The sequence below is a fragment of the Acidovorax sp. FG42 genome, from assembly GCF_057809195.1.
The window spans coordinates 165,467-179,162 of record NZ_JBMDJM010000002.1 but is presented as its reverse complement, the minus strand read 5'-3'; the positions used below and the strand labels follow the sequence as shown (position 1 = coordinate 179,162).

The following is a 13,696-nucleotide window of genomic DNA, read 5'->3' as shown; positions in this document are numbered from 1 at the left end:
CTCAGCTTGTCAGTGCAAAACATTGATGCTATGGTGCTTTTTACATATTTTCACGCGCCGGGGCGGGACCAGACCATGACAAAAAAAGCACCGCTCGTCCGAGCCGCACAAAATCCTCATCAGTTGTTGGCAAACATGCATCGTTGGAAATTTTCTGTCCTGGCGGCCGCGGCCGTGGCTTGCGCTGGCTTCTACACCAGCGACGCGTCTGCGCTGGCACTGGGCCGCATCACCGTGCAGTCTGCCCTGGGCGAACCCCTGCGCGCTGAAATCGACCTGCCACAAATCACCCCCGCAGAAGCCGACTCGCTGCGTGCCACAACGGCTGCCCCCGAAGTCTTCCGTGCCCAGGGCATGGAATACACGCAGACCATGAACAACCTGCAGATCCAGCTGCAGCGCCGCGCCGACGGCACTGCCGTGTTGCGCTTGTCCAGCGACCGGCCTGTGAATGAGCCCTTCCTGGACCTGGTGCTGGATGCAAACTGGGGATCGGGCCGTATCGTTCGCAGCTACACCATGCTGTTCGATCCGCCCAGCATGCGCCGCGCCGCGCCTGCGGTCACAGCAGCACCCCAGATTTCTGCACCTGCTGCGCCCCAGGTGCCAGCAACCCGCCCAGCAGCAACGGCCCGCACCAGCGAGCCCGCGGCAGCTCCGGCCGCGCCGCGCGCGGCCGCGCCCCGCCCCGCACCGGCAGACGGTGTGACGGTGCAGGCAGGCGACACTGCAGGCCGCATTGCGAACGCATACAAGCCTGCTGGCGTGTCGCTCGACCAGATGCTGGTCGCCATGATGCGAGCCAACCCGGATGCATTCATCCAGGGCAACGTCAACCGCCTGAGGGCTGGCGCCGTGCTGCAGATGCCTGACCAGGCCGCAGCACAATCCACCCCCGCCCCTGAAGCACGACAGATTCTGGCGGCCCAGGCCCGGGACTTCAATGATTTCCGCCGCAAGCTGGCTGGGGCAGCCCCTTCGACCGAAGTGGCAGTGGCCCAGCGCTCTGCCTCCGGCAGCGTCCAGACGCGCGTCGAAGACAAAAAGCCCGCGACAGCGGCACCTGACAAACTCACGCTGTCCAAAGGCTCCGTCAAGGGCCAAAAGGCGGCCGAAGAGCAAGTCGCCAAGGACAAACAGGCCAGCGAAGCCGCCACGCGGATGGCGGAGTTGTCCAAGAACATTACCGACCTGAACAAGCTGAGCGCGGCGTCCGCAGCCGCTGGCAGCAGTGCCGCGCCGGCCGCTGCAGGCGCCGCCAGCGCGCCAGCAGGAGTGGCAGTGCAGACCCCGGCCGTGCCGGCCACACCGACCGCGCCCGCAGCACCTGCAGCCCCCGCTTCTGCCCCCGAGGCAGCAGCCAGCACGCCGGCAGAGACCGCAGTGGCAGCAGAAGCGGCTGCCTCTGCTCCCGCCGCAGAGGCATCCGCCCCCGCACCTGCACCCAAGCCAGCGCCTACTCCCAAGCCTGCCCCCGCGCCGGTGGAAGAGCCTGGCTTCTTGTCCACCCTCATGGACGACCCGCTGCTGCCCATCGGCGGCGGCATCCTGGTCGCGGGTCTGCTCGGGTTTGGCGCCTACCGGCTGGTCCAGCGCCGTCGCCAGAACGGCGGGGTGGACAGCTCCTTCCTCGAAAGCCGCATTCAGCCCGACTCGTTCTTTGGCGCCAGCGGCGGCCAGCGCGTAGACACGGCCAACAGCGACATGACCACGGGCTCGTCCATGGCCTACTCTCCCAGCCAGCTGGATGCAGGCGGTGACGTAGACCCTGTGGCAGAAGCCGATGTGTATCTGGCCTATGGCCGCGATCTCCAGGCCGAAGAAATCCTGAAAGAGGCCGTGCGCCACAACCCCGGCCGTGTCTCGGTGCACGTCAAACTGGGCGAAATCTACGCCAAGCGCCAGGACCGAAAAGCCCTGGAGGCTGTGGCTGGTGAAGTGTTCAAGCTGACCCAGGGCGAAGGGCCCGACTGGAACCGCATTGCCGAACTCGGACGTGACCTGGAGCCCGAGAACCGCCTGTACCAACCTGGCGGCCGCCCCGGCATGGCCGAAGATGAATCGCCCTCGGTGCCACCGGGCGGCTTCCCCAGCACCTTCACAGGCGCAGGCAGCCCTGCTGCAGCCTTGCCACCGGACCTGGACCTCGACCTGGATCTGGACCTGCCCGATGACGCGCTGACGGATGCGCCGCCAGCAGCAGCCGGTGGGTTTGCAGCGGCCGCCGCAGCGGCGACTGCAGCCAACAACCGCAGCGAAGCCAGCGAACCACAAACGCTGCGCCCCGAACTGGACTTGCCCAGCATCCCCGAAGAACCTAGCGCCTCGTGGAACAGCCAGGAAACCGCACCCAGCCCCATGATGGCGCCCCCGCCCGTGGCCAATCTGGACTTCCCCAGCGGTGACGACCTGAGCATGGCTCCGTCGGGCCCTATGCCTCTGAGCGGCGAGCCCCAGGATTCTGGCCCGATGGAGTTTGACCTGGGCGACCTGTCTCTGGACCTGAACGCCCCCTCCAAGCCCATGGCAGCGCCTGCCGCCAAAGCACCCGCTGCCCCGGCGCCAGAATTTGCCGACGACGGATCGGCCGCAGCACAAGACGACCCTCTGGCCACGAAGCTGGCACTGGCCGAGGAGTTCAACGCCATTGGTGACACGGATGGTGCACGCACGCTGATTGAAGAAGTGGTGGCAGAGTCCAGCGGTGCCCTCAAGACCCGTGCGCAGCGCATGCTGGCCGAACTGGGCTAATGCCGGTCGGCCCATCCGCTGATCTAGCACCCAGCACTTCCCCAGGCCACCCCATGACCCGGGTGGCGCTGGGCGTCAGCTACAACGGTCAGACCTACAACGGCTGGCAAAGCCAGCTTTCTGGCAACACCGTGCAGGACAAACTCGAAGCGGCCCTGGGCCGCTTTGCTACGCATCCGGTCAGCACGCTCTGCGCAGGCCGCACGGATGCCGGTGTGCACGGGTTGATGCAGGTGGTGCACTTTGATACCCCCCTCAACCGCCCTGCTGCGTCTTGGGTGCGGGGCACCAACACCTTCCTGCCGCCTGACATTGCGGTTCAGTGGGCTCAGGCCGTGCCTGAGCAATTCCACGCGCGCGCCAGTGCGGTGGCACGGCGGTATGCCTACGTGTTGCTGCAGTCGCCGGTACGGCCCAGCGTAGATGCCGGTCGGGTGGGCTGGGTGTTTCACCCGCTGGACCATGGCGCCATGCGGCAGGCAGCCGACTACCTGATCGGCGAACATGACTTCACCTCGTTCCGCGCGTCCGCCTGCCAGGCCAAGACCCCCGTCAAAACCTTGCATCGCATCGACATCGTGCGACGGGGCGCGAGTGCACCGCACCCAGAGCTGGGCTGGAGCCCCTGTTACTGGCGTTTTGAATTTGAAGCCAACGCCTTCTTGCACCACATGATCCGCAACATCATGGGCTGCCTGATCGCCATCGGCCAGGGCACGCAGCCTCCCGAATGGATGGCCGAGGTGCTGGCAGCCCGATCCCGCAAGGTGGCTGCGCCGACGTTTTCGCCAGACGGGCTGTACTTTCAAGGGCCCGTCTACGACGCAGCCTGGGGCCTGCCCCAGCGCACGGCTGCGTATGATTGGCTTCCATGAACCAGGCCACCACACCGACCGCAACCACCCCAGCCGCCAGTCAACGCCTCCACGCCCCTTTCCAGGCATCTGCCAACGTACGCACCCGCATCAAGATCTGCGGGTTGACCCGCGAGGAAGATGTGGATGCAGCCGTGGCTGCGGGCGCCGATGCGGTGGGCTTTGTGCTCTACGCCCCCAGCCCACGGGCGGTCACCCCTCAGCGGGCCGCGCAGCTGGCCCGGCGCCTGCCGCCGTTTGTCACACCCGTGCTGCTGTTCGTGAACGAATCTACTCCTAATGTGATAGCAGCCAGCACAATGATTGCTGGCGCTACGGTGCAATTTCATGGTGATGAGACGCCGCAGGACTGCCTGGCCGCCACCCACCAGGGGGCACGCCCCTATCTACGAGCCGCCCGAATTCCCCTCGGCGATGGAGCGGCGCAGTTTGACCTCGTAAAATACGCCCACGATTACTCCCACGCCCAAGCCATCCTGCTCGACGCTCACGTCGACGGTTTTGGCGGAGGCGGCAAGGCATTCAATTGGTCACTCCTTCCACCAAGCGTCAGCTCTCACCTCGTTTTGTCTGGTGGACTCACGCCTGCAAACGTGACCGATGGCATTTTGCAAGTCCGCCCGCGGGGTCTCTCGCTGGCGGTTGATGTCAGCTCCGGCGTTGAAGCCGATGGCCCCGATGGCAAACCCATCAAGGGCATCAAGGACGCCGTGAAGATCCAACGCTTCGTTGCCGCCGTGCGTGCGGCCGATGCACAACTTGCAAAGAACCCCCATGAATTCCTATCAGCAACCTGATGCCTCCGGCCATTTCGGCCCCTACGGTGGCAGCTTCGTCAGCGAAACCCTGACCCACGCCATCCAGGAACTGCGCGAGGCTTACGCCCGCTACCAGAACGACCCGGAGTTTCTGGCCGAGTTCCAGTACGAACTCAAGCACTTCGTTGGCCGTCCCTCTCCCATCTACCATGCGGCGCGCACCAGCCGCGAAATGGGCGGCGCGCAGATTTACCTCAAGCGCGAAGATCTGAACCACACCGGCGCACACAAGATCAACAATGTGATCGGCCAGGCCATGCTGGCCAAGCGCATGGGCAAGCCCCGTGTGATTGCAGAAACCGGCGCGGGCCAGCACGGCGTGGCCACGGCCACCATCTGCGCCCGCTACGGCCTGGAATGCGTGGTGTACATGGGTGCCGAAGACGTGAAGCGCCAAAGCCCCAATGTGTACCGCATGAAGCTGCTGGGCGCCACAGTGGTGCCCGTGGAGTCCGGCAGCAAGACCCTGAAAGACGCACTGAACGACGCCATGCGCGACTGGGTAGCGAATGTGGACAACACCTTCTACATCATCGGCACCGTGGCGGGCCCACACCCCTACCCCATGATGGTGCGCGACTTCCAGAGCGTGATCGGCAAGGAATGCATTGAGCAAATGCCTGCCATGCTGACCGAGCAAAAGGTGCTGGGCCAGCAACCCGATGCCGTTATCGCCTGCGTGGGCGGCGGCAGCAATGCCATGGGCATCTTCCACCCCTATATCCCGTTCGAGAAAACGCGCCTGATTGGCGTGGAAGCTGCGGGTGAAGGCCTGGAGTCGGGCAAGCACTCCGCATCGCTGCAAAAAGGCAGCGCGGGCGTGCTGCACGGCAACCGCACCTTCATCTTGCAGGATGACAACGGCCAGATCACCGAAACCCACAGCATCAGCGCGGGCCTGGACTACCCCGGCGTAGGCCCCGAGCACGCCTGGTTGCAGGAGATCGGCCGCGCGGAGTACGTCGGCATCACCGACCAGGAAGCGCTGGACGCCTTCCACTACCTGTGCCGCACCGAGGGCATCATCCCTGCGCTCGAATCCAGCCACGCCGTGGCCTATGCCATGAAGCTGGCCAAAACCATGCGCCCAGACCAGTCGATCCTGGTCAACCTCTCGGGCCGGGGCGATAAGGACATCGGCACGGTGGCCGACCTGAGCGGCGCCGACTTTTACTGCCGACCCAGCTGCCAGGGGCAGTCCGTCAAGGGCGGCGAGCAACCCATCAAGGTGGTGAAATAAATGAGCCGTATCGCATCCACCTTCTCTGCCCTGCAAGCGCAGGGCCGCAAGGCACTGATTCCTTATGTGACCGCCGGCTTCCCGTTCGCTGACATCACCCCCGCGCTGATGCACGGCATGGTCGAGGCAGGTGCCGACGTGATTGAGCTGGGCGTGCCCTTCTCCGACCCCATGGCCGATGGCCCGGTGATCCAGAAGGCGGGCGAAAAGGCCCTCAGTCTGGGCATTGGCATGGTGCAGGTGCTGGACCATGTGCGCGAGTTCCGCAAGCGCAACAGCACCACGCCCGTGGTGCTGATGGGCTATGCCAACCCCGTGGAACGCTACGACCAGAAGCACGGTGACGGCGCGTTTGTGCGCGACTCAGCGGCTGCGGGTGTGGACGGAGTGCTCATCGTGGACTACCCGCCCGAAGAATGCGAAGCCTTCGCCGCCAGCCTGCGCGCGCACGGCATGGACCTGATCTTCCTGCTGGCCCCCACCAGCACGGACGAGCGCATGGCCCAGGTGGCGCGCGTGGCCAGCGGCTATGTGTACTACGTGTCGCTCAAAGGCGTGACCGGCTCCGGCGCGCTGGATACGGCAGCCGTGGAGCAGATGCTGCCCCGCATCCGCCAGCATGTGACCATTCCCGTCGGTGTGGGCTTCGGCATCCGCGACGCAGCCACCGCTCAGGCCATCGGCAAGGTGGCCGATGCCGTGGTCATCGGCAGCCGCATCATCCAGCTGATCGAAGACCAGGAGCACGCCAAGGTGGTGCCCCTGACCATCGACTTCCTGCGCGGCATCCGCAAGGCCCTGGACGCCTAGTCGCATAATGCAGCCCGGCGCATCCTGTGGGGTGCGCCGACAGATTCACACCCGGCCTGCCCCGCAAACGCCTACGGGCTTTGCAGCAGGTCGCGCCACTGAAGAGGAGAACACCATGTCCTGGCTCGAAAAACTTCTGCCCGCCAAAATCCAGCAAACCGACCCCACCGAGCGCCGCCAGGTGCCCGAAGGCCTCTGGATCAAGTGCCCGAGCTGCGAAACGGTGCTCTACAAGGCGGATCTGGAACACAACCAGAATGTCTGCCCCCATTGCAGCCACCACCACCGCATTGGCGCGCGCGCCCGCTTGGACGCCTTTCTGGACGCCGAAGGCCGCTACGAAATCGGCCAGGAAGTGCTGCCTGTGGACGCCCTCAAGTTCAAGGACAGCCGCAAGTACCCCGAGCGCCTGAAGGAAGCCCTGGAGAACACTGGCGAGACTGACGCCCTCATCGTCATGGGCGGCGCGGTCAAAAGCATCAACGTGGTGGCCGCCTGCTTCGAATTCGACTTCATGGGAGGCTCCATGGGGTCCGTGGTGGGCGAACGCTTTGTGCGCGGCGTGGAGACCGCCATCGAGCAGAAGGTGCCCTTCATCTGCTTCACCGCCACCGGCGGCGCGCGCATGCAAGAAGGCCTGCTGTCGCTGATGCAGATGGCCAAGACCAACGCGGCCCTCACCCGCTTGGCCAAAAAGGGCCTGCCCTACATCAGCGTGCTGACCGACCCGACCATGGGCGGCGTGAGCGCCGGCTTTGCCTTCGTGGGCGACATCGTGATCGCCGAGCCCAAGGCGCTGATCGGCTTTGCCGGCCCGCGCGTGATCGAATCCACCGTGCGCGTAACCTTGCCTGAGGGCTTTCAGCGCGCCGAATTCCTTCAGACCAAGGGTGCCGTGGACTTCATCTGCGACCGCCGCGAACTGCGCAACACCGTCGCCAGCAGCCTGGCCATGCTGCAACGGCTGCCCGCCGACGCGGTGATGTGAACAACACCCAGTCCCTGGGACGGGACTGGGCCGGGCCTATCGCCCACCGTTAATGCTATATTTTTAATAGCAATCAGGCCATATACGACTAGCGCATCAGGCCATTTTCGTGCCTCAACGCATCACGCTGGCCTGCAAATGGCCCAAAACGATCATCGCGACCTGCAGCACCACCAGCGCCACCAAGGGTGACAGATCAAAGCCGCCCATCAGCGGAATCACCCGGCGAAATGGTCGCAACACGGGCTCGCACAGCCGTGCAATCACATCGGCCAGCGGCGAACGACCGCCTTGTATCCAGGACAGGACCGCATAGACGATCAGCAGGCCGATCAGCCCCGAGACCGCCACGCGCAGCAGACCGAACAAGGCCAGCCAAGGCAACCATGCCCACGCCGAGCCAGCCCCCAACAGCAACGTCAACAACGCATACTGCACCAGTTGCACGAGCATCGCTGCTACCAGGCTGGACACATCCCAACGCCCCACCGGTGGTATCACCCGGCGCAGCGGCATGATCAACCAGTCGGTCAACGCAAACACCAACCCACCGACCGGGTTGGAAAACGGCACCCGCTGCCACTGCATGTATAGGCGCAACAGGCAAGCGCCCGTCAGCAAGCCGCCAACAACATCAAGCAGAAGAGAGGCAATCTGGTAGAGCATGGATAAGACAAAAGCCGGGTCGGCCGGCAAAAGCAGATGGTGTCGTGGGATGATAGCGGGCCAAGGCATTAATCCGTCCATGACCCCACCGCTCACCCTGTCGTCCTTGCCGCTGTTTCCCCTGGGCTCCGTCCTGTTCCCGGATGGCGTGCTGGCATTGCGCGTGTTTGAAGTGCGCTATCTGGACATGGTCCGCAAGTGCCACCAGGCCGGCGCGCCATTTGGTGTGGTGGCCCTCACTCAGGGCCAGGAAGTGCGGCAGGCAGGCGCTCCGGAAGAACGCTTCAATGAAGTGGGGACCCTGGCTGTCATCGAGCATCTGGAGAATCCTCAGCCCGGCCTGATCACACTGACGTGCCGAGGCGACCAGCGCTTTCGCATCACCCAGCGCCATCACCTTCCACATGGCCTGTGGATTGCCGATGTGGGACACCTTGAGCGGGACCTCACGGTTCCGATTCCCGAGGATCTGCAAAAGACAGCGGCCGCCCTGGCGCAGGTCCTGCGCACGCTACAGCAGCGTGATCTTGGCGCCCACCACCTGGTGGTACCTACAGCTGCTCAACTGGACGATTGTGGATGGGTTGCCAACCGCTGGTGCGAGTTGCTGCCCGTTCCACTGGAGCTGAAGCAGCGTCTCATGGAGTTGGACAACCCTCTGGTGAGGTTGGAGCTGGTGGGGGATGTGCTGGAGCGGACGGGGATTGCGCCCTCTCCATAAGCTTGCGCCGTTTGTCAACACTCATGCCTGTTAGTCGCCCATTGCTCTGTCTGCGCACATGCTGAGCTCCATCCTTTCGTGGCCGCGATCTATCAAGCGACTTTTTGTTGTCTGCTTGGATCTGTGCATGGGCATCATTGCCATGTGGCTCGCCTTTACCTTGCGGCTGGACACGATGCATTGGCCCTCTGGCCTGCAATGGCTGGTGTATGTCATGGGGCCCGCCCTGGCACTTCCCATCTTTATCCGAATGGGCTTGTACCGGGCCATATTCCGCTACACCGGCATCGCTGCCTTGATCACTACAGGGAAGGCCGTTACGCTTTATGGCGCCATTCTTTTGAGCATATTGCTCGCAGCCCAATGGGAGGGTGTACCCCGAAGCGTCGGTGTGCTGCAGCCTGTGATTCTGTTGCTGATGGTAGGCGCCAGCCGCGCGTTGGGCTGGTTCTGGCTGGCAGGTAGGCCAGAAAATGCCACGCACCGATTGCTGATCTATGGTGCTGGAAACGCAGGTGCGCAAACCGCCGCAGCCATGCAGAACATGCGGCAGTATCAGCTGATGGGCTTCTTGGACGATGACCCCAAAAAGACCGGCAGCACCATCAACGGCGTACGCGTGAGCAGCCCCAGCAACCTGCCTGAGCTGATCGAACAGCTCAACATCACAGACGTGCTACTAGCGCTTCCCAGCACCACACGCCAGCGAAGACATCAAATCATTCAGAACCTTGGTCGTTCGGCTGTGCGCGTCCGCACACTACCAGGCCTGTCCGACCTAGCCAGTGGTCGCGTGAGCGTGACAGATTTCCAAGAGCTGGACGTCGAAGACCTGCTGGGGCGCGAGCCTGTCGCCGCGCAACATGGCCTGCTTGGGAACAACGGTCTTACAGGTCAAGTGGTGCTTGTCACGGGAGCAGGGGGCAGCATCGGGAGCGAACTGTGCCGCCAGATCGTTAACAAAGGTCCTGCGAAGCTGTTACTCGTAGACCATAGCGAGTATGCGCTGTATGCAGTCCACCACGAGCTGCAGGCGCTACGGGATCAGGGCGCTCACACTTGCGAACTGGTGCCGCTGCTGACCAGCGTGGTCAACCCGCATCGCATTGCCGACATCTGTCGCAAACACCGGCCTAGTTCAATCTACCACGCGGCTGCCTACAAGCACGTTCCAATGGTGGAGGCCAACGCAGGGGAGGGCGTGATCAACAACGTCTTTGGAACGCTCAACATGGTGCGAATAGCCCTTGAATACGGAGCGCAAAACTTTGTGCTTGTCTCTACTGATAAGGCTGTGCGTCCCACCAACATAATGGGAGCCAGCAAGCGCGTGGCCGAGCAAGTGCTGCAAGCCATCGCCGCCAGCAGAATATCCCCGTTCGAGAAAGCATTACCAGAAGGAGCCGTCCCATGGTCCTGCCCCACACGCCTTTCCATGGTGCGCTTTGGAAATGTACTGGGTTCTAGTGGTAGCGTGATTCCCCTGTTCCGGCGCCAGATCAAGACAGGCGGCCCATTGACAGTCACCCATCCTGAAGTGACACGCTATTTCATGACCATTCCCGAGGCAGCACAGCTTGTGCTACAGGCGGGAGCCATGGCGGAAGGCGGTGATCTGTTCCTTCTGGATATGGGAGAACCCATCCGCATCCTTGATCTAGCACGACGCATGGTAGCTCTGTCAGGCTTGACAGTGCGCGATGCAGAGCACCCCCAGGGCGACATAGCCATAGAGTTCACCGGACTGCGCCCTGGTGAAAAACTGTATGAAGAACTGCTGATTGGTGACAATCCCCTGGCCACAGCGCATCCGCGCATCAGGCGAGCGCGTGAGGAATTCTGCCAGTGGTCGGAGTTGCAAGCTGCCTTGCAGCCGCTGCAAGAAGCCGCCAATGCGAATGACGAGGCAGCACTCAAGCGCTCGCTCTCGTTACTCGTGAGTGGCTATCAACCAGATCCAATGAAAACACCATGTTGACCTCCATCGCGACAAAACATCGAATTGCCATCATCGGTCTTGGTTACGTTGGTTTGCCACTGGCCGTCGAGTTTGGCAAGCACTTTCCCGTTGTCGGTTTCGATATCCACCAACCACGCATCCTTGAGTTGCAATCAGGTTACGACCGAACGCAAGAAACAAGCGCGCAGCAGATACAGGCTGCCACGCAGTTGCAATACAGCTCAAACCCCGAAGATATAGAAAGCTGCAATATCTACATCGTGACGGTCCCCACGCCTGTGGACGATGCCAAACGCCCCGATTTGTCGATGTTGGTCACAGCGAGTCAAACCGTAGGGCGTGCCATGCGCCCGGGTGCCCTGGTGATCTATGAATCCACAGTATACCCGGGCGTCACTGAAGAAGTCTGCGTGCCAGTGCTAGAGGATTCCTCTGGACTGCGCTTCAATCACAGTTTTTTTTGTGGCTACAGCCCGGAGCGTGTGAACCCGGGAGACAAGGTCAACACACTCACGCGCATCCGCAAGATCACCAGTGGCAGCACACCAGAAACCGCAGAGGCTGTCGATCAACTCTACCGATGCATCATCACAGCAGGCACTTACAAGGCGCGCAGCATCAAGGTGGCAGAAGCCGCCAAAGTCATCGAAAACACGCAGCGTGACCTGAACATCGCCCTGATGAACGAACTTTCGATATTGTTCGACCGCCTGGAGATTGACACGCTCGAAGTGCTCGAAGCTGCGGGCAGCAAATGGAACTTCGTCCCGTTTCGACCTGGCCTCGTTGGCGGGCATTGCATCGGTGTCGATCCCTACTATCTGACCTATAAAGCCGAACAAGTGGGTTATCACCCACAAATCATTCTGGCGGGCCGCCGCATCAACGACAACATGGCCAGTTATGCTGCGCACAACATCATCAAAATGATGCTGCGCGCAGGTATGGACGCTCCACGCTGCAAGATTGGTGTACTTGGCGTCACCTTCAAGGAAAACTGTCCAGATATCCGCAACAGCAAGGTGGTAGACCTGGTCCACGAATTGAAAACTTGGGGCGTGGAGGTGGTCATCTCGGACCCTATTGCGGATGCAGCGGAAGTACAGCTTGAATACCAACTGACGCTGGGCTTAGTGGACAAAGACCATCCCGTGGACGTCCTTGTCGTTGCGGTTGGACACAATAGCTACCGCGCCTTGAGCGCTAAGCAGCTTCGCTCTTACTGCAGGCATCCCAAACCAGTTCTTGCGGACATCAAGTCACTGTATGACCGCGAGGAGCTGAAGCAAACAGGATTTACCGTCTACCGACTTTGAGCCCATGAAAAACTTTGCACTGATTGGTGCCGCTGGCTACATCGCCCCGCGCCACATGCGTGCCATCAAAGAAACCGGCAACTGTTTAACTATAGCCTTTGATGTCAACGACTCGGTCGGCATTATCGACAGCCTAGCCCCTGAGGCCGACTTTTTCACCCACTTCGAGTGTTTTTACGAGCACGCACAAACGTTGCGCCGTCAACCCCATCAAGCGTTGGACTATGTGGCTGTGTGCTCCCCCAATCATCTACACCACGCTCACATTGCAGCCGGCATGCGCTTAGGCTGCGACGTGATTTGCGAAAAGCCACTGGTACCCACACCCGCACTGGTGGACGAACTAGCGCGGGTGGAAAGCGAGACCGGCCAGCGCGTTTTCAACATCTTGCAACTGCGTCACCATGAGGCGATTGTTCAGCTGCGCAACAAGGTGTCAGCAGCTCAACAAAACACCAAGTTCGATGTGGACCTCACCTACATCACCTCACGCGGTAAGTGGTACGCCGCGAGTTGGAAGGGTGATCCGCGCAAATCGTTTGGCGTTGCCACCAACATCGGGGTGCATTTTTTCGACATGCTGCACTTTATTTTCGGCCCACTCCAACACAATCGTGTGCACTTCCTCGGCGAATCAAAAGCCGGTGGATATCTTGAATACCAAGGTGCTCGGGTGCGCTGGTTTCTCTCCGTCGATGCAAGCGATCTACCCGCCAGCGTTCAAGGACAAAAAACCACCTACCGCAACATTGATGTCAGCGGCGAGCCGCTGGAATTCTCAGAAGGTTTTACCGATCTGCATACGATCAGCTACAAAGAAATTTTGGCAGGCAACGGCTATGGACTTGAAGACGCACGCCACTGCATAGAAACTGTGCACAGCATCCGTACATCCAAACCACAGGTCGGCGGTCCCGGCGAAGTGCATCCGTTTGTGATCAATTTGTCCCGATGAGAACGCCGAAATGAACGTCCCCACCATCCACCCCAGCGCCATCGTGGATGAAGGCGCATTCATTGGAGAGGGCTCCCGCATCTGGCACTGGGTACACGTCTGCAGTGGTGCACGCATTGGCAAAGGCGTTTCGCTGGGCCAGAACGTGTTTGTGGGCAACCGTGTGGTGATTGGCGACCACTGCAAGATCCAGAACAACGTCAGCGTGTACGACAACGTCACGCTGGAAGAAGGCGTGTTCTGCGGCCCCAGCATGGTGTTCACCAACGTGTACAACCCGCGCGCATTCATCGATCGCAAGAACGAATACCGCCCCACGCTGGTCAAAAAAGGCGCCACCCTGGGCGCCAACTGCACCATCGTTTGCGGCACCACCATGGGCGAATACGCCTTTGTCGGCGCGGGTGCCGTGGTCCACAAAGACGTGCCCGCCTACGCTCTCATGGTGGGCGTGCCCGCCCGCCAAGTGGGATGGATGAGCCGCTACGGCGAGCGCTTGGCCCTGCCCCTGACGGGTAACGCCACCGCACAGTGCCCAGCCACCGGGCTGCGCTACACGCTCCAAAATGGGGCTTTGTCTGCTGAGGAGACCTAAC

General features: G+C 61.7%; 12 protein-coding genes. 11 read left to right on the top strand and 1 reads right to left on the bottom strand.

The window, feature by feature from the left end:
• Positions 1–135 precede the first annotated feature (135 nt).
• The 6 genes from ACODSM_RS03405 (at position 136) to accD (ending at position 7,482) form a co-directional block, all read left to right on the top strand.
• Complete coding sequence (locus tag ACODSM_RS03405; RefSeq protein ID WP_476017207.1) at positions 136–2,751, top strand: motility hub landmark protein FimV; 2,616 nt, start codon at positions 136–138, stop codon at positions 2,749–2,751.
• Positions 2,752–2,804: 53 nt separating this feature from the next.
• Positions 2,805–3,626: a tRNA pseudouridine(38-40) synthase TruA gene (gene truA, locus ACODSM_RS03400; RefSeq protein WP_015013233.1), complete on the top strand. Its 822-nt coding sequence runs from the start codon at positions 2,805–2,807 to the stop codon at positions 3,624–3,626.
• Complete coding sequence (locus ACODSM_RS03395) at positions 3,623–4,423, top strand: phosphoribosylanthranilate isomerase (RefSeq protein WP_488804335.1); 801 nt, start codon at positions 3,623–3,625, stop codon at positions 4,421–4,423. Before truA ends, ACODSM_RS03395 begins: the two co-directional genes overlap by 4 nt.
• Positions 4,401–5,684, top strand: coding sequence for a tryptophan synthase subunit beta (gene trpB, locus ACODSM_RS03390; RefSeq protein WP_015013231.1), 1,284 nt, complete (start codon positions 4,401–4,403; stop codon positions 5,682–5,684). Before ACODSM_RS03395 ends, trpB begins: the two co-directional genes overlap by 23 nt.
• On the top strand, positions 5,685–6,494 hold the full coding sequence (trpA, locus tag ACODSM_RS03385) for a tryptophan synthase subunit alpha (RefSeq protein WP_060984511.1): 810 nt from the start codon (positions 5,685–5,687) through the stop codon (positions 6,492–6,494). It abuts the gene before it with no gap.
• A 115-nt stretch (positions 6,495–6,609) separates the two neighbouring features.
• Positions 6,610–7,482, top strand: a complete 873-nt coding sequence (gene accD, locus ACODSM_RS03380; protein WP_015013229.1) for an acetyl-CoA carboxylase, carboxyltransferase subunit beta — start codon at positions 6,610–6,612, stop codon at positions 7,480–7,482.
• Between the two features lie 114 nt (positions 7,483–7,596).
• On the opposite strand, the gene ACODSM_RS03375 is transcribed toward accD, so the two are convergent.
• Entirely contained in the window at positions 7,597–8,148 is a 552-nt protein-coding gene (locus tag ACODSM_RS03375; protein ID WP_488804334.1) for a YggT family protein, read from the bottom strand.
• Between the two features lie 79 nt (positions 8,149–8,227).
• Between ACODSM_RS03375 and ACODSM_RS03370 the strand changes: the two genes are divergently transcribed.
• Genes ACODSM_RS03370 through ACODSM_RS03350 form a run of 5 tightly spaced genes read left to right on the top strand, consistent with a single transcriptional unit; the run spans position 8,228 to position 13,695 of the window.
• A complete protein-coding gene (locus ACODSM_RS03370; protein WP_488804445.1) occupies positions 8,228–8,869 on the top strand; it encodes an LON peptidase substrate-binding domain-containing protein in 642 nt (213 codons plus the stop codon).
• A 58-nt stretch (positions 8,870–8,927) separates the two neighbouring features.
• The gene (locus tag ACODSM_RS03365; protein WP_488804333.1) at positions 8,928–10,847 is read left to right on the top strand and encodes a polysaccharide biosynthesis protein; all 1,920 of its coding nucleotides are present in this window, start codon (positions 8,928–8,930) and stop codon (positions 10,845–10,847) included.
• Positions 10,841–12,145, top strand: a complete 1,305-nt coding sequence (locus ACODSM_RS03360; protein ID WP_488804332.1) for a nucleotide sugar dehydrogenase — start codon at positions 10,841–10,843, stop codon at positions 12,143–12,145. Before ACODSM_RS03365 ends, ACODSM_RS03360 begins: the two co-directional genes overlap by 7 nt.
• Before the next feature lie 4 nt (positions 12,146–12,149).
• Positions 12,150–13,100 (top strand): Gfo/Idh/MocA family oxidoreductase, encoded by a 951-nt coding sequence (locus tag ACODSM_RS03355; protein WP_488804331.1) that lies wholly within the window; start codon positions 12,150–12,152, stop codon positions 13,098–13,100.
• 10 nt (positions 13,101–13,110) lie between these two features.
• Positions 13,111–13,695: an acyltransferase gene (locus tag ACODSM_RS03350; protein WP_488804330.1), complete on the top strand. Its 585-nt coding sequence runs from the start codon at positions 13,111–13,113 to the stop codon at positions 13,693–13,695.
• Position 13,696: the final 1 nt, after the last annotated feature.